Here is a 16,115-nt window from a genome sequence, read left to right on the forward strand (position 1 = left end):
CGGACCCGCACCGACGTCAGGGCCTGCATCGCGCGGGCAAACCGGGCCGCCGCCGATCCCAGGCCCGGTCCGCCGCCGGAAGGGATCGCAGCTTGAACGGCTGGCCGCCGAACCGGCTCCCGATTCGGTTGCAACGATGTCCACGGCAATGCCTGAACCGGCGGGGCGGTCGCCTCACGCCGCCGCCTCGTCTTCCTCCGCTGCCTGCCGCGCCCACATCGCGGCATATTTGCCACCGCGCGCGAGCAGGTCGTCGTGGCTGCCTTCCTCGGTCACCACGCCGTTCTCCAGCACCACGATCCGGTCGGCGTCGGCAATGGTCGAGAGCCGGTGCGCGATGGTGATCACGGTGCGGCCCCGGCCCATCGCCTTCAGGCTTTCCTGGATGTCGCGCTCGGTTTCGGTGTCGAGCGCGCTGGTGGCCTCGTCGAGCAACAGGATCGGCGGGTCCTTCAGCACCGTGCGGGCAATCCCGACGCGCTGTTTCTCGCCGCCCGACAGCTTCAGCCCGCGCTCGCCCACCGTGGTATCATAGCCGTCGGGCAGGCTGACGATGAAATCGTGGATCTTTGCCGCCCTCGCCGCCGCCTCGATCTCGGCAAAGCTCGCATCCGGCTTGCCGTAGGCGATGTTGTAGCGGATCGTATCGTTGAACAGCACGGTATCCTGCGGCACCACGCCGATGGCATCGTGCACGCTGGCCTGGGTCACGTCGCGCAGGTCCTGCCCGTCGATCCGGATCGCCCCGCCGGTCACGTCGTAGAACCGGAACAGCAGCCGCCCGATGGTCGACTTGCCCGAACCCGACGGGCCGACCAGCGCCACCGTCTGCCCGGCGGCCACATTCACCGAGACCCCATGCAGGATCGGCCGCGCGGATTCGTAGCCGAAGCTCACCGCGTCGAATTCCACGTGGCCCCCGCGCACCTTGAGACCCGGCGCACCCGGCTTGTCGGTCACCTCGGCGGGTTGCTCAAGCAGGAGGAACATCTCGCCCATGTCGACCAGCGCCTGCCGGATCTCGCGATAGACCGAGCCGAGAAAATTGAGCGGCATGGTGATCTGCACCATGTAGGCGTTGACCATGACGAAATCGCCCACCGTCAGCGCGCCTTGCTGCACCCCCCAGGCGGCCAGGATCATCACCGCCACCAGCCCCGCGGTGATGATGAAGCTTTGCCCGGCGTTGAGAAAGGCGAGCGATTGCGAGGTCTTGATCGCCGCGTGCTCGTAACCCTCCATCGAGGCATCGTAGCGCGCCGCCTCCCGCGCCTCGGCACCGAAATACTTCACCGTCTCGAAATTGAGCAGCGAATCCACAGCCTTCTGGTTCGCATCGGTATCTTGATCGTTCATCTGCTTGCGGATCTTCACCCGCCACTCGGTGACCTGGAAGGTGAACCAGACGTAGAGCGCAATGGTGCCGACGACGACGGCCAGGTACCACACGTCAAACAGCACGAAGAAGATCGCCGCCACCATGAACAATTCGAGAAACAGCGGCCCGATGTTGAACAGCAGGAAGCGCAGCAGGAATTCGACCCCCTTGACGCCGCGTTCCATGATCCGGCTGAGGCCGCCGGTCTTGCGGGTGATGTGGTAGCGCATCGACAGCGCGTGGATGTGCTGGAAGGTTTCCAGCGCCAGCGCCCGAAGCGCGCGTTGTGCCACCCGGGCAAAGACCGCATCGCGCAACTGCTGGAAACCGACCGCGAGAAACCGCGCCATGCCGTAGGCCACGGTGAGCCCGATCGCCCCCATGCCCAGCATCCAGGCCACGTCCACCTCGCCCTCGCCGGTCAGCTTGTCGACGGCGGCCTTGTAGACCAGCGGGGTGCCGACAGCGACGAGCTTGGCGGCAAACAGGAAGGCCATTGCGATGACCACCCGCGCCTTGATCGCGGGCTCGCCCTTCGGCCAGAGGTAGGGCACGGCGCGCCGGATCGTGCGCATCCCCTGTCCCCGGCCAGCGCCCGACACCATCGCCTCGGTCACCGTCGTTCTGCCCCCGCCGCGTTGTCGCATGCCTGCCCCTCGTTAGCCTGATCCGTTCCAGATAGGACCGAAGGCACGAAAAGGCCAGAGCCCGCCCGGCCATGCGGCCTCATGCCGGCGTGCCGACGCCCCGGGGCTTCCGGGGGGATGCGCCTCATCGCGGGAGCCTTCGCGAGGGCGCGAGAGCGATTTATTCGGCGTCGGGCAGCGTGAACACCTGGCCGGGATAGATCCAGTCGGGATCGCGGATCAGATCGCGGTTGGCGCGGAAAATCCGGAAATACTGGATGCCCTCGCCGTAGCGGTCCTCGGCGATGGCCCAGAGCGTATGACCGGGCTGGATCGTGACCGCCGAGATCGTGCGGCCCGCGGCCACCGCCTCGGCGGCCCGTTGCTCCGCCGCGGCCAGAACCTCGGGTTCCTCGCGTTTGAACGGGGTCTCGACCCGCGAGGACACCGCGCCATCGGGGGCGATGCTGTCGATTCGCAAGGTATAGATGCCGGTATCCACCCCCGGCAGCGGCACCCGCCATTGCCCGTCCGGGCCGACGCGCGCGCTGCGCACCGGCGCGTTGTCGAGGTAGATCCGCAAGGTCTCCTCGCCCGCCCCGCGCCCGGCGAGCGCGACCTCGCCGCCGGCGTCATAGGAGATCGTGTCGATCGAGAGCGGCGGTTCGGGCCCCGGGTCCTGCAACACGGTGATGCCCTCGGGACCCGCGAGCAACACCCGCGGCGCGCGCGGTTGCTCGGGCGCAGAGTCCGGTGCGGGTTCCGGCGCGGGCGTCGGTGCAGGTGTCGGCGCAGGTGTCGGGGCCTCCGGTGCCGGTGTCGGGGCTACGGGCGCAGGCTCCGGCGTGGCGTCTTGCGTGGAGTCCGGCACCTCGGTCGCAGGCTCCCGCGCCGTCTCGGGCGCAGGCGCGGGCTCTTGCGCGGGCGTCGGCGCAGGCTCGGGCGCAGGCGCCGGCTCTTGCGCGGGCGTCGGCACATCGGGCGCAAGGGGGGGCTCCGCGGTGACCACCGGCGCGGGCGGCAAGGCTGGCCGGGATTCATCGAGATCCTCGTCCGGGGTCGCGGCGGTCGGCGGCGCCACCGCGTCGCCATCGGCGGGCGCGGGCAAGGTGGGCTGCGCAGGAGGCACCTGCACCGCCGGTTCGGCCGGGGCTGCGGCCATCACCTCGGGCAGCACCACGCCCTCGATGATCACGCTGCGCGACGAGACCAGCGTCTTGCCGTCCTCCAGCGTCGATTCCAGAAGCATCACCCGGTCGCTCTCGGACGGCGGCAACGAGAACATGGCGACGAAGCTGGCACCCCTGTCGGCCACCGCCTCGGCCACTGCCTCGCCCTCGACCAAAACGGCGATCCGCGCGCCCGGCTCGCCCCGCCCGGCCACCAGCGCATCGCCGTCGGGACGGATCCGCACGACGTCGAAATCCGGCTCCAGCGGCGCGGGTGCCTCGGCCCCGGGCACCGGGTCGGCAGTCGGCTCCGGCGCAGGCGCTTCGGCCTCGGGGTCCGGCTCGGCCCCTGCTTCGGGCGCGGCCGACACCTCGGGTGCGGGCGCAGGCGGCTCGGCAGGCACCGCCTCGGGCGGGACCTGCGGCTGGGGCGACGGGTCGGGTGCGACGGTCTCCGCCTCGGGGGGCTCGGTCGTCGCAATTTCCGGCTGAGCCGGTGGATTCAACAAGAAAAGCCCCACCAGCACGACCGCGATCGCGGCCAGACCGCCCAGGATCCAGCCCCGCAATCCCGAAAAGAAACCGCCCATGTGATTTTCCCCCTACCCTCCGCTCTGGTGGCGGACGCTTGTGACAGCTTATCAACCGGTCTACATCCGGTCAAAAGCTTCTGTGAAAGGTGCGCCATGGCTGTGTCGAAATTCTCCGTCTGTGTCTACTGTGGCTCTCGTTTCGGCACCGATCCGGCCTTTCGCGCCGAGGCCACGGCGCTCGGCCAGGTGTTGGCGGACGAAGGCTGGCAATTGGTCTACGGGGCGGGCGATGTCGGCCTGATGGGGGCCGTCGCCAACGCGGCGCAGGCCGCAGGCGGCGAAACCTTCGGCGTGATCCCGGTCCACCTGCTCAGCCGCGAGGTCGGCAAGCGCGATCTCACCGCCTTCGTCGTCACCGAGACGATGCACGAACGCAAGAAGGTGATGTTCATGAACGCCCACGCCATCGTGGTTCTGCCCGGCGGCGCGGGCAGCCTCGACGAGCTATTCGAGGCGCTCACCTGGCGTCAGCTCGGCCTGCACGAAAAGCCGGTGTTCCTGCTCAACACCAACGGCTACTGGGACCCGCTGATCGCGCTTCTCGACCACGTCATCGCGCAAGGCTTCGCGGATGCCTCGCTGCGCGACTACGTTTCGGTCGTGGCGGACGTGCCCGAGTTGCGGGCGAGCCTGCGCGATGCCCTGTCCTGACGGAAGGTTTCGGCCGAATAGAGCGCCAGCGCGGTCCAGATCAGCGGCAGCGCGATCCAGTGCCAACGGGTGACCACCTCGCCGAAGGCGATCGCGGCAACGGCGAATTGCAGCGAGGGGTTGATGTATTGCAACACGCCGACGCTGCCCATCGGCAGACTGCGCGAGGCCTTGGCAAAGAGCACCAGCGGCGTGCCGGTGAGCACCCCCGAGAACGCCAGCAGCAGCGAGGTTGACAGATCGTGCCCGAAAGCCCCGAGGTTGCGCCCGACCAGCCCTTCCCAGCCGAGATTGTGCACGCCGAGGAGCCAAACCAGCGCAAGCGGTGCCAACAGCGTCACCTCCGCCGTCACCGAGGCGATCGGCCCGGCGGCAAGCCCTTTCTTGACAAGGCCGTAGAGCCCGAAGGTAAAGGCCAGCGCCAGCGAGATCCAAGGCCCGACGCCAAGCCCCCAGGCCAGCACCACCACGGCCACGGCGGCGAGCGTCACCGCCAGCCACTTCGGCCGCGTGAGCCCTTCACGGTAGAACACCATGCCAAGCAGCACGGCGACCAGCGGGAAGATGTAGTAGCCAAGGCTCGCCTCGACCGCGTGGCCGACCTGGATCGAGTAGATGAACAAGAACCAGTTGGTCGAGATCATCACCGCCGCGAAACCCACCAGCGCAAGGTCGCGCGGGCGGCGCAGGAGCCGGACGATGTCGCCCGCCCGGCGCTGCGCGAGGATGATTCCGCCAAAGAACAGCAGCGACCACAGCGTGCGGTGCGCCAGCACTTCGAGCGGCGGCACATGCGCGAGCAGCTTGTAATACAGCCCCGATAGCCCCCAGATCACGGTGGCCGCGATCATCGCGATCATGCCCTTGCCGGTTTCGCTCATGGTTCTGCCTCGTTCGCGCTGACCCGGCCACAGGACAGAGCCACGCGGCGAGGTCAAGCCGTTTTCCGCCCGGACGGTGTCGCAAACGGCGCGGATTTCGCCCCCGCCCGGCGACACCCTTGGGTGCAACCGCAACCAGCCGAGCGAAAGGGCCGCGCGATGACAGATCCCTATCACCTCGGGGCCGCGCCGGATCTCACCCCCGATCCCGAGCGCCTTGCCGACAGCCCGAGCTGGGGCTACCTGCTGCAGGAATTCGAGCGGCTCTACCGGTTTGGCTCCGACGGCGGCAGCCGGGCGATCCGCGGCCACCGCAAGCGGGTGCGTGAAACGCTGGCGCAGGTGATCGAGGCCAACCCCGCCATCGACCAGCGCCCACCGGCAACTAAGCCGGTCACCGCGCACCTGCCGCGCGCCCTCGATCTCGGCGCGGCGGGGCCGCTTGAAGGCATGGCGCGCACGCTGGAGCGGGTTTCGGACCGGCTGACATGGGAATACGGCTATGCCCGCGTGCCGAAGCCCCTGGAGAAAAAATACGCCTATTGCGAGGTGCTCGGGCCGCAAGGCCCGGTGCGGTCGGAGCGGCTGATCCTCGGCTTCGTGCTGTTTGCGCCCGCCACCACATATCCGCAACACAGCCACAGCGAGATCGAGGAAAGCTATGTTTCGCTGTCCGGCGCATGGTCGGAGAACGAGGCGGCGGTCTTTGCCCCCGGCTCGATGATCCTGAACCGCCCCGGCGAGGAACACCGCATCACCACCGGACGGCACGATCCCTGCCTGCTCGCCTATGCCTGGACCGGCCCCTGGGAGCGGCTTTCAGCGCCGGGGATGAAGTTCTCGCGCAGCCGCCGGGCACGGATGGAGCACGGTATCTGATGGCGGCCGCCGGGCCGGCCGGGCCCGCCGCGCGTCAGCGATTGGCGGGGATATAGGCACCCACGTCGAGCAATCCGCGCTCGAAGGCTTCGATCCGGGCACGCGCGCGCGGGTCGCGGGCGGCCATGAGTTCAAGCAGGATCTCGACGATCATCATCGCGCCGGTAATCGAATACATCACGTTCGGCCCCGCCACCGGGGCGCGCAGAACCCGCCACGCGCCCTCGGCGAGCGGCGAATCGCCCCGGTCCGTGATCGCCACCAGCCGGGCCTTGCGGGCCCGTGCCAGGGCAGCCGCCCGCACGACCTCGCTGGAGTAATGCGCAAAGGAGATCACGACCACCACATCCTCGGGGCCGGCATTCATCAGCGAGTCGAAAATCACCCCCGGCTGGCTCGGTGCCGGAACCACGTTGTCGTGTGCAATGCCGCCACGATAGGTGAAATAATGCGCCAGCGAATAGGCCATGCGAACCCCGACACAATGCACCCGCCGTGCCGATATCAACTGCGGCACAATCTCTTCGATGGTGGCGAGCATCGCCGGGGCGAAGGCTTTGCGCAGGTTCGATTGCGCGGCCTCCGACAGCGCCTGCGGCAGCGTGTCATGGCCGAATTGCTGCAACGCATCGGCCCGCGAGACATAGCCCTGATCCGCCTCGCGCAAAGCCTGCTGCACCGATTTGCGCGCCTCCGAAAAACCGGAAAAACCGGCAGCCTTCACGGTGCGCACGACGATGTTCGGATCGGTGCCCGCGACTTCCGCGATGCCGCGAACGGTGTGGAACGCCAGTTCCTCGGGCTGGTCGGCGAGCCAGGCGGCAAATCGCCTCAAGCCCGGCGATCCGCTGCGCGCCACCCTGTCGAACCGGGCCGCGAAGCCCGTCACGCCGAGATCTGCCGCCCCCTGCTCATCCTGGCTTTTCGCTGGCATAAGACCCTCCGGCGACGGAAACCGTCTGGATAATACATTTGTGAAAACGTTTGACAAATTCAACACAAATGTTTCACTTCGTGGGTCCCGGAAGCTCGGTACAACCGTGCCCGGCCGGGGTCAGGGCCGCCATGGCGACCCCCAAATTGTAGCAACAACCAACAGGAGAAGCCGATGACCAAGCATTGGATGGCCGCCGCGGCCGCAACCCTCGCGATCTGGGGCGGTGCGGCCCAGGCTCAGGATACCTTCATTTCGATCGGCACCGGCGGTGTTACCGGCGTTTACTACCCCGCTGGCGGTGCGATTTGCCGTCTCGTGAACCGCGACCGTGCCGAGCATGGCATCCGTTGCGGCGTCGAGTCGACGGGCGGGTCGATCTTCAACCTCAACGCTCTGCGCTCGGGCGAGCTGGAATTCGGCGTGGCCCAGTCCGACTGGCATTTCCACGCCTACAATGGCTCCTCGCAATTCGAGGAAGCCGGTGCCTTCGAGGGTCTGCGCGCGGTGTTCTCGCTGCACCCCGAACCCTTCACCGTGGTGGCGCGGGCCGACGCCGGGATCACCAACTTCGAAGATCTCCAGGGCAAGCGCGTCAACATCGGCAACCCCGGCTCCGGCCAGCGCGGCACGATGGACGTGGTGATGGAGGCCCTCGGCTGGACGCTCGACGATTTCGCCGTGGCCTCGGAACTGCCGCCGGCAGAACAGGCCGCCGCGCTCTGCGACAACAACATCGACGCGATGGTTTACACCGTCGGCCACCCCTCGGGCGCGATTCAGGAGGCCACCACCGCCTGCGATACCGTGCTGGTGAACGTCACCGGTGACGCGATCGAGGGCCTCATCGCAGAGAACCCCTACTACCGCGTCGCCACCATCCCCGGCGGCATGTATCGCGGCAACGACGAAGACGTCACCACCTTCGGTGTCGGCGCGACCTTCGTCTCCTCCGCCGAGGTCTCGGATGACGTTGTCTACGAAGTGGTCAAGGCGATCTTCGCCGATCTCGACCAGTTCCGCGACCTGCACCCGGCGCTCGCCAATCTCGACCCGCAGCAGATGGTGTCGGACGGCAACTCGGCACCGCTGCATGACGGCGCGGTGCGCTACTACGAAGAAGCGGGCCTGATGGACTGAGCCTGCCTCCGGCCCGCCGGTCATCCAGATCGGCGGGCCGACACGACCGGGCACAAGGTCCGGCGACAACAATGATCAACAGGTCGGGGTGACGTTATGAACGAAGATGAGGAAGGCCGAAAGGCGCGCGAATTCAGCGACGAAGACCTTCAGGATCTGGTCTCCTCGACAGACAGCGGGGCACGCAATCCGCGGAGCCGCGCGGTGGCGCTCCTGATCGCCGGGCTCGCGCTGTTCTGGGCGTTGTTCCAGGTCTGGATCGCGGAGCCGCAATTCTGGTTCGGCGAACTTCCCTTCGTGAAAATCCTCGGCTCCGAGCAAACCCGCCCGATGCACCTCGCATTGGCGCTGGCGCTCGCCTTCCTCGCCTACCCGGCGGCAAAAACCTCCCCGCGCGACCACGTTCCGCTCTACGACTGGGCGCTGGCGATCCTCGGCGCGGGCACCGCGCTCTATGTCTTCTGGTTGTCGGACGAACTGGCCCGCACCGCGCGTTCCGGCCTTCCCACCGACAGCCAGATCTGGGTCGGTGCCCTCGGCATCCTGATCCTGCTCGAAGCCAGCCGCCGCTCGCTCGGCCCGGCGCTCACCGTCGTTGCCGGCGTCTTCATCGCCTACAGCTATTTCGGACAGGGCTGGCTGATCCCCGATCTGATCGCCCACCAGGGGCGCACCTTCGATTCGATCATCAACACCCAGTGGCTCTCGACCGAGGGCGTTTTCGGCATCCCGCTCGGCGTGTCGACCGCCTTCGTCTTCCTTTTCGTGCTGTTCGGCTCGCTGCTCGACAAGGCAGGCGCCGGCAATTATTTCATCCAGATGGCCTTCGCCGGTCTCGGGCATTTGCGCGGCGGACCGGCCAAGGCCGCCGTTGTCGGCTCTGCCGCCACCGGGCTGATCTCGGGTTCCTCGATCGCCAACGTGGTGACGACCGGCACCTTCACCATCCCGCTGATGAAACGCGTGGGCTTTTCCAGCGAAAAGGCCGGCGCGGTCGAGGTGTCTTCCTCGGTCAACGGTCAGATCATGCCGCCGGTGATGGGGGCGGCGGCCTTCCTGATGGTCGAGTTCATCGGGATTTCCTACCTCGAAGTGATCAAGCACGCCTTCATCCCGGCGGTGATCAGCTACATCGCGCTGGTCTACATCGTGCACCTCGAAGCGCTGAAAAAAGACATGCCTGCTCTCGGCGAGGCGCGCAGCCTCACCAGCATGTTGCTCAAGGTTTTCGTCGGCTTCGCCGTGGCGGGCGTTGTGTTCTACGCGGTGATCTGGGCGGTCGGCGCATTGCGCAGCGTTGCCCCCGAAATCGCGCCCTGGGTGCTTTTCGCCGCGATCGCGGCGATCTACCTTGCCGCCCTGGCCGTGGCGTCGAAGCGGCCCGAACTGGAACTGGACGACCCGAAGGCCAAGCAGGTCAAGCTGCCGGTGATGGGCGACGTGGTGCCCACCGGGTTGCACTTCCTGCTGCCGATCCTCGTTCTGGTCTGGTTCTTGATGGTGGAGCGCCAGTCCCCGGCCAAGTCCGCTTTCTATGCCGTGCTGATGATGATCGCGATCCTGATCACGCAAAAACCGATCAAGGCGCTGATGCGCAAGCAAGGCAGCCTTGCCGCGGCCCTGCGCGAAGGCTTCAACGACCTGATCGACGGCATGATCGCGGGCGCGCGCAACATGATCGGCATCGCCGTCGCCACCGGCGCCGCCGGGATCATCGTCGCCACCGTCACCCGCACGCCGATCGGCACCGAGCTTGCCGGGCTGGTCGAGATGCTGTCGGGCGGCAACCTGTTCATCATGCTGGTGCTTGTCGGGCTGTTCTCGCTGATCCTCGGCCTCGGCTTGCCGACCACGGCGAACTACATCGTGGTATCGTCGCTGATGGCCTCGGTGGTGGTGAGTCTCGGCGCGCAGGAAGGGCTGATCGTGCCGCTGATCGCCGCCCACCTCTTCGTGTTCTATTTCGGGATCATGGCGGATGTGACGCCCCCGGTGGGGCTGGCCAGTTTCGCCGCCGCCGCGGTTTCGGGCGGCGACCCGATCCGCACCGGCTTCACCGCCTTCTTCTACAGCCTGCGCACCGTCGCCCTGCCCTTCCTCTTCATCTACAACCCGGCGCTGATCCTCTACGGGATCGACCTCGGCACCGTGGCGGGGCTCTTGATGGCGCTCAAGGTCTTCGTCGTGGCGACCTTCGCGATGCTGCTCTTCGCCGCCGCGACGCAAGGCTATTTCCTCGCCCGCTCGCGGATCTGGGAATCGGCGGCGCTGCTGCTCGTGGCCTTCACCCTCTTCGTGCCGAACTTCTGGCTCGACCGCGTGCAGCCGCCCTACGAGACCTTGCCGGGCACCGACTTCGAGGAGGTGCTGGAGGAGGCCGAACCGGGCAGTTACCTCCGCCTGATCGTCGCCGGGCCCGATTTCACCACCGGCGAGATGAGCCAGACCACCCTCGTGGTCGATATCGACGACACCGCCCCGGCGCAGCGCCTGTCCGATACCGGGCTGTTCCTGATGCCGGAAAGCGACCGGATGCTGATGGATGAACCGATGCCGGCAACCGAGTATTCCGAGAGACTGCGCAGCTTCGATTTCTACGGCGGCGATCCGGTCGAGATTGTCAGCGTCGAGCGCCCGCAGGACCAGATGCCGCGGGAGGTTTTCTATATCCCCGCGCTCCTTCTGCTCGCCGTCGTGGTGATGTTCCAGCGCCGCCGCCAGACCAAACCCGCCTTCTGAGGACCACATCATGCCCCGAACCATCCTCCTGCCGATCGACCTTTCCGAAAAGGGTAGCTGGGAAAAAGCCCTTGCCGAGGCGCTCTCGCTCGCCGGCGACAAGGGCGTGCTGCACGTGGTGAGCGTTCTGCCCGATTTCGGCATGGCGCAGGTCGGCGGCTTTTTCGGCAAGAGCTTCGAGAAGGATGCCCTCGCCGCCTTCGGCAAATCGCTCGCCGAATGGGTCTCCGAACATGTGCCCGACGGTGTCGAGGTGCACCCCCACGTGCTGCACGGCACGATCTACGACGAGATCCTGCGCGCAGCCGGGAAGCTCAAGGTCGACGTGATCGTGATGGGCTCGCATCGCCCCGAGTTCAAGGATTACCTGCTCGGCCCGAACGCCGCGCGGGTGGTGCGGCACGCCGATTGTTCGGTCTACGTGGTGCGGGGCTGACGCGATGCCCGATCATGTTTTCGGCCGTTCGACTCGCGGTCGCCTGCCCGAAGCCGTTGCCGGCGACGGCTGCTACCTCATCGACGCGACCGGCAAGCGTTACCTCGACGGCTCCGGCGGCGCTGCCGTCTCCTGCCTTGGCCATTCCGACCCGGATGTGCGCGCCGCGCTGCATGACCAGCTCGACAGGCTCGCCTTCGCCCACACCGGCTTTTTCACCACCAAACCGGCCGAAGACCTCGCCGATCTCCTGATCGCAGGCGCACCGGCGGGGATCGATCGGGTCTATCTCGTCTCCGGCGGCTCGGAGGCGGTGGAAGCCGCGATCAAGCTGGCGCGGCAGTATTTCATGGAGATCGGCCAGCCGCAGCGTCACCGGGTCATCGCCCGGCGGCAGAGCTACCATGGCAACACCCTTGGCGCGCTGGCTGCAGGCGGCAACGCATGGCGGCGCGCGCAATTCGCCCCGCTGATGGTGGAAACCAGCCATATCGCGCCCTGCTACGAATACCGCGACCGCGCCGAAGGTGAGAGCGTGGAGGCGTACGGGCTGCGCGTGGCCGACGAGCTGGAAGCCGAGATCCAGCGTCTCGGGCCGGAAACCGTGATGGCCTTCGTCGCCGAACCCGTGGTCGGGGCGACCATGGGCGCGGTGCCCGCCGTGCCCGGTTATCTCAAGCGCATCCGCGAGATCTGCGACCGCCACGGCGTGCTGCTGATCCTCGACGAAGTGATGTGCGGCATGGGCCGGACCGGGCAGCTCTACGCCTGCACGGAGGACGGCGTGGCCCCCGACATGATCACCATCGCCAAGGGGCTCGGCGCGGGCTACCAGCCGATCGGCGCGCTGCTCACTTCCGCCACGATTTACGACGCCATCGCCGCGGGAACCGGGTTCTTCCAGCACGGCCACACCTACATGGGCCATGCCATGGCTGCCGCCGGTGCCGGGGCGGTGCTGCGGGCGATCCATGAGCGCGGCCTGCTGGAGCGGGTGCAGGTGGCGGGCGACAGGCTGGACGCCGCCCTGCACGAGCGGTTCGGTCAGCACGCACACGTCGGCGACATCCGCGGGCGCGGGCTGTTTCGCGGCCTCGAACTGGTGGCCGACCGGAGCAGCAAGGCCCCGTTCGACCCCGCCCGCAAGCTCCATGCCAAGGTCAAGGCCGCGGCAATGGAGGCGGGGCTGATCTGCTACCCGATGGGCGGCACCATCGACGGCCAGCGCGGCGACCACATCCTGCTCGCGCCACCCTTCATCATCTCCGACGACCAGATCGGCGAGCTTGTCGACAAGCTTTCCACCGCCATCGAGGCGGCGCTCACGGCATGACCCGGCTCTCCCCGCTGCCCCGGATCATGGTGGCCCCGAACGGCGCGCGGCGCGGCAAAGCTGATCACCCGGCCCTGCCGGTTACTATCCCCGAGATCGTGGCGACCGCCGCCGCCTGCCACGAAGCCGGGGCTGGCGCGATGCACGCCCACGTGCGCGACGCCGAGGGGCGGCACCTGCTCGATGCCGGGGTATACCGCGAGTTGATCGCCGAAATGGACCGCAAGGTGCCCGCCATGCCGGTGCAGATCACCAGCGAGGCGGCCGGGCGCTACAGCCCCGCCGAGCAGCGCGCGCTCTTGAGGGAGATCGCCGCCGATGCCGAGGGCGTGTCCATCGCGCTGTCGGAAATGCTGGCGGACGATGACACCGCCGCCGCCCGCGCCAGCTACCACGCCCTCGCCGAGGCCGGGGTGGCGGTGCAACACATCCTCTACGACGCCGCCGACGTGCACCGGCTGGCCCGCGAGATCGCACGCGGCACCGTGCCGGGCGACGGTCTCACCACGCTCTACGTGCTGGGGCGCTACACCACCGGCCAGCAATCCACGCCTGCGATGCTCACGCCCTTCCTTGATGCCGCGCATGAGACGGGACTGGACGCCGACTGGGCGACCTGCGCCTTCGGCCAAGGCGAACCCGACTGCCTGCGCAGCGCGCTGGAGCACGGCGGCAAGGCGCGCGTCGGTTTCGAGAACAACCTTTTCATGGCAGACGGAACCCTCGCCCCCGACAACGCCGCAAGGGTGCGGGAGATCGCCGGGCTCTGACGATCTCCCCTCGCGGCGATCACCGCCCCTGCGGGCAGCGGCGTGGCAGGACCGCGACCGCCCGCCCCCGGATCAGAAGCTGAAGCCGAGCACCAGGCCGCCGCGCACCTCGGGGCTGGTGCCGTAGACCGCGTGGCCGACACGCAGATCGCCCGAGAGGGTCATGCCGTTGCCGAAATCATGGGCATAGCCGGCGCTGACGTAGCCGCGCGTCTGGTTCGCCACGAAGCTGGAGGGGATGTTGAACGTGGCAAGCCCCGGGATGTCGGAGGTGCCCGACAGCACGGCGGCCTGCCCCGCCACCTCGCGGTCGATCCCCGCGCCAAGCGAAAGCGTGCCCTGTTCGCTCACCTTGAAGGCCGCGGTCAGGCCCAGCGTCAGATCGGTGCGGCTCACCGTCATGTCGTCATAGGTGGCGTTGAAGGGCGCGCCGGTTTCGCTATAGCCCGGCCGGGTCGTCTGGTAGTGGCTCAGCGCCAGGCTGGGGGTGACGAGCCAGCCGCCGCCCGCCTCGAAACCATAGCCGACCGAGGCGAACCCGCCCCAGGTCTGGAGCGAGGAGGTGCCGGTGGCGAGCGCAACGCCCGTGAGCAGGCGTCCGCGTATCAATGCGCCTTCCGCGCGGCTCCAGCCGAACGCGGCCTCGGCTTGCAGCCCGGTGCCCGCAGCGCCGCCCGCGCTGTAGCGCGCCCAGGCGGCGAGGCCGGGACCGGCGCTCATGTCGAAGCCGTTGTTGGCGAGGCTGGTGCCCGCGAAACTGGCGGTGACGCCGACGGTGAAACCGCCGCTGACCCCGTAGCCGAGGCTCACCGCGCCCGAGTTGGTGCTGCGCGCGCCCACGGTGGTGGGGTTGCGGTCGGTGCGCGCAAAGCCTGCATGCATCTGCACCCCGAACTGACCTGACCCGGCGAAAAAGCCCTGCCCCATGGTCTGGCCCAGCCCCTGCTGTGCCTGCGCCGCCGCCACCGCGCTGTCATTGGTCAGCACCGGGAAGGAGGTGAGGAGGTTAGCATAGTCCTCAATTACGCCGCCAACGTTATCCTCTTCATTCGATGGCGCACGCCAGATGAAGGCCCGGGCGGAAGCTCCAATACCACTTTGCCCAACCACAATTGACCCATCGTCGTTGACCGCCCTAGCGAAACTCCATTCGTCGCCTGTGAGCACACCCAAGTTTTCTATCCCACTGTCTTCTGTCCAGCGGAATGCGCGGTTTCCATCAGTCTGATACCAAGAACTTGGCCCACTTTGACCAACAACCACCAAACCATCGTCGCTGACGGAACTGGCGGTACTGTACACGCCACCAGGCAGTGTTCCAAGATTTTGCATTCCATCCTCAGCCGTCCACAGAAACGCGAGCTTATTGGCGCTACTATCAAAGCTCTCACCGACAACCGTTCCTCCGTCAGCACTTACTGAGAAAGCAAGAGAACTCTCCCCCCCCAAATCTCCTAGATAAATCGTTCCGCCGCCGGCATCCCATAGAAACGCCTTTTGTAATCCGTTGTTCGGAAATGTCGTGTCTGGTCGCGACAGAAGCCACCCAACTATAACACTTCCATCTGAACTCACATCTAAAGCGGTGCTATTAGAGCCAAGATTAAGATCTTGTAACCCAGTCGCACTGGTCCAGTACCAAGCGCTATTACTATCAGTAAGCCCAGATAATGCCTGCCCAACGATAGTCGACCCGTCTGCGCTAATAGACAGAGCATTTGCATTGAAGCTGCTTATGGGTTCCACTCCGCCGACTTCAGTCCAGCGATAGGGTTGGCTATTAGCATCTTGCCCGACAACGATGGAACCATCAGGCGTAACTGCGTTCGCTGTATTGGTTCCAGAAATTATTGTGGCTCCCGCTTCCGTCCAAATGTAGCCATCAAAAGAACTTGCCGCTCCCACTACGACTGAGCCATCCGAACTAACGCCCATTGGCGAAAAGGGAACCACGCGCGTCGCCGTAGGCGTACCGTCCAAGTTGAGCAGTTCACACATTTCAGTTTCGTCGCCACCGATCACCGGATCGACGCAATCAAGGGGTTCACCAAGGGCTGGACTGCTCACGCCGAGCACAAAGGTGAACACGGATGTCACTTCTAGGCCGTGGCGGGAAACGCCGGGTTTTTTTGCTGCGGTACCCATCTTGTTTTTGCTTTTCACGTTGTCTCATCCACTTCGCTTCAAGTAAGTCGGATCAGAGGCTTTGGCTGTCCGCCCAAATCCAGCCATTCTTTGCATGCAGGTTTGGCGGCGGGGAATACCCTCAAACGCGCAAGGGGCGTATCGGATGGGGGGGGGTGACACTTCCGATAGTTTCCCGCCCACGCCGAGGGCCCCGCCAGGACAGGCCGGTTGCGGCGGCATCAGCCGATGATTGCATCGGCGCCCGCCGCAACTTGGGAGTTCGCCTTTGCCCGACGACGCCCGATACCGACACCCCTGCCCGCGCTCGATGCCTCTGGCGCAGGCCTTGGCGCGCACTGGCGGGCGGGCTAGCTGCCGAAGGTCGCCACCTGCCGGTACTTCCGGGCCGAAACCTTCTGGGCCGTCGCCCGTTACCTCGAAGATCTGTCTGGGGTCGCG

The 16,115-nt window shown here is 66.7% G+C and carries 12 protein-coding genes and 1 pseudogene; 7 read left to right on the top strand and 6 right to left on the bottom strand.

What is annotated here, in order from left to right; all coding sequences use genetic code 11:
- Window positions 1–174: 174 nt before the first annotated feature.
- Complete coding sequence (locus B9Y97_RS00865; protein ID WP_139828372.1) at window positions 175–1,983, bottom strand: ABCB family ABC transporter ATP-binding protein/permease; 1,809 nt, start codon at window positions 1,981–1,983, stop codon at window positions 175–177.
- 202 nt (window positions 1,984–2,185) lie between these two features.
- Entirely contained in the window at window positions 2,186–3,763 is a 1,578-nt protein-coding gene (locus tag B9Y97_RS18410) for a LysM peptidoglycan-binding domain-containing protein (protein ID WP_085524985.1), read from the bottom strand.
- 102 nt (window positions 3,764–3,865) lie between these two features.
- On the opposite strand from B9Y97_RS18410, the gene B9Y97_RS00875 reads away from it, so the two are divergent.
- The gene (locus B9Y97_RS00875; protein WP_139828373.1) at window positions 3,866–4,417 is read left to right on the top strand and encodes an LOG family protein; all 552 of its coding nucleotides are present in this window, start codon (window positions 3,866–3,868) and stop codon (window positions 4,415–4,417) included.
- On the opposite strand, the gene rarD is transcribed toward B9Y97_RS00875, so the two are convergent.
- Window positions 4,354–5,298, bottom strand: coding sequence for an EamA family transporter RarD (gene rarD, locus B9Y97_RS00880; protein ID WP_085524987.1), 945 nt, complete (start codon window positions 5,296–5,298; stop codon window positions 4,354–4,356). The genes B9Y97_RS00875 and rarD overlap by 64 nt on opposite strands.
- A 159-nt stretch (window positions 5,299–5,457) precedes the next feature.
- On the opposite strand from rarD, the gene B9Y97_RS00885 reads away from it, so the two are divergent.
- Window positions 5,458–6,177 carry a dimethylsulfonioproprionate lyase family protein gene (locus tag B9Y97_RS00885; protein WP_085528030.1) on the top strand — a complete coding sequence of 240 codons (720 nt, stop codon included), beginning with the start codon at window positions 5,458–5,460 and terminating at the stop codon, window positions 6,175–6,177.
- Between the two features lie 34 nt (window positions 6,178–6,211).
- Here the strand turns inward: B9Y97_RS00885 and B9Y97_RS00890 are convergent, their stop codons facing one another.
- Window positions 6,212–7,111 carry a MurR/RpiR family transcriptional regulator gene (locus B9Y97_RS00890; protein WP_085524988.1) on the bottom strand — a complete coding sequence of 300 codons (900 nt, stop codon included), beginning with the start codon at window positions 7,109–7,111 and terminating at the stop codon, window positions 6,212–6,214.
- Window positions 7,112–7,285: 174 nt separating this feature from the next.
- Between B9Y97_RS00890 and B9Y97_RS00895 the strand changes: the two genes are divergently transcribed.
- The 5 genes from B9Y97_RS00895 (at window position 7,286) to B9Y97_RS00915 (ending at window position 13,529) form a co-directional block, all read left to right on the top strand.
- On the top strand, window positions 7,286–8,251 hold the full coding sequence (locus tag B9Y97_RS00895; protein ID WP_085524989.1) for a TAXI family TRAP transporter solute-binding subunit: 966 nt from the start codon (window positions 7,286–7,288) through the stop codon (window positions 8,249–8,251).
- A gap of 96 nt (window positions 8,252–8,347) precedes the next feature.
- A complete protein-coding gene (locus B9Y97_RS00900) occupies window positions 8,348–10,990 on the top strand; it encodes a TRAP transporter permease (RefSeq protein WP_085524990.1) in 2,643 nt (880 codons plus the stop codon).
- 10 nt (window positions 10,991–11,000) lie between these two features.
- Window positions 11,001–11,426 carry a universal stress protein gene (locus B9Y97_RS00905; RefSeq protein WP_085524991.1) on the top strand — a complete coding sequence of 142 codons (426 nt, stop codon included), beginning with the start codon at window positions 11,001–11,003 and terminating at the stop codon, window positions 11,424–11,426.
- A 4-nt stretch (window positions 11,427–11,430) separates the two neighbouring features.
- Window positions 11,431–12,759, top strand: coding sequence for an aspartate aminotransferase family protein (locus tag B9Y97_RS00910; protein ID WP_085524992.1), 1,329 nt, complete (start codon window positions 11,431–11,433; stop codon window positions 12,757–12,759).
- Complete coding sequence (locus tag B9Y97_RS00915) at window positions 12,756–13,529, top strand: beta-keto acid cleavage family enzyme (protein ID WP_085524993.1); 774 nt, start codon at window positions 12,756–12,758, stop codon at window positions 13,527–13,529. The genes B9Y97_RS00910 and B9Y97_RS00915 overlap by 4 nt, the downstream gene beginning before the upstream one ends.
- Window positions 13,530–13,601: 72 nt before the next feature.
- On the opposite strand, the gene B9Y97_RS18290 is transcribed toward B9Y97_RS00915, so the two are convergent.
- On the bottom strand, window positions 13,602–14,516 hold the full coding sequence (locus B9Y97_RS18290) for an autotransporter outer membrane beta-barrel domain-containing protein (protein ID WP_254900819.1): 915 nt from the start codon (window positions 14,514–14,516) through the stop codon (window positions 13,602–13,604).
- A gap of 330 nt (window positions 14,517–14,846) precedes the next feature.
- Window positions 14,847–15,674, bottom strand: a pseudogene (locus tag B9Y97_RS18420) (hypothetical protein); the annotation flags it as partial.
- Window positions 15,675–16,115 lie beyond the last annotated feature (441 nt).

Origin of the sequence: Maritimibacter sp. HL-12 (assembly GCF_900177545.1) — a bacterium.
Classification (GTDB): domain Bacteria; phylum Pseudomonadota; class Alphaproteobacteria; order Rhodobacterales; family Rhodobacteraceae; genus Sinisalibacter.

Excerpts from the sequence above, each read along its gene's own strand:
- B9Y97_RS00865 (WP_139828372.1), bottom strand. The coding sequence starts at position 1,983 with ATGGTGTCGGGCGCTGGCCGGGGACAGGGGATGCGCACGATCCGGCGC.
- B9Y97_RS18410 (WP_085524985.1), bottom strand. The coding sequence starts at position 3,763 with ATGGGCGGTTTCTTTTCGGGATTGCGGGGCTGGATCCTGGGCGGTCTG.
- rarD (WP_085524987.1), bottom strand. The coding sequence starts at position 5,298 with ATGAGCGAAACCGGCAAGGGCATGATCGCGATGATCGCGGCCACCGTG.
- B9Y97_RS00885 (WP_085528030.1), top strand. The coding sequence starts at position 5,458 with ATGACAGATCCCTATCACCTCGGGGCCGCGCCGGATCTCACCCCCGAT.
- B9Y97_RS00890 (WP_085524988.1), bottom strand. The coding sequence starts at position 7,111 with ATGCCAGCGAAAAGCCAGGATGAGCAGGGGGCGGCAGATCTCGGCGTG.
- B9Y97_RS00895 (WP_085524989.1), top strand. The coding sequence starts at position 7,286 with ATGACCAAGCATTGGATGGCCGCCGCGGCCGCAACCCTCGCGATCTGG.
- B9Y97_RS00900 (WP_085524990.1), top strand. The coding sequence starts at position 8,348 with ATGAACGAAGATGAGGAAGGCCGAAAGGCGCGCGAATTCAGCGACGAA.
- B9Y97_RS00905 (WP_085524991.1), top strand. The coding sequence starts at position 11,001 with ATGCCCCGAACCATCCTCCTGCCGATCGACCTTTCCGAAAAGGGTAGC.
- B9Y97_RS00910 (WP_085524992.1), top strand. The coding sequence starts at position 11,431 with ATGCCCGATCATGTTTTCGGCCGTTCGACTCGCGGTCGCCTGCCCGAA.
- B9Y97_RS00915 (WP_085524993.1), top strand. The coding sequence starts at position 12,756 with ATGACCCGGCTCTCCCCGCTGCCCCGGATCATGGTGGCCCCGAACGGC.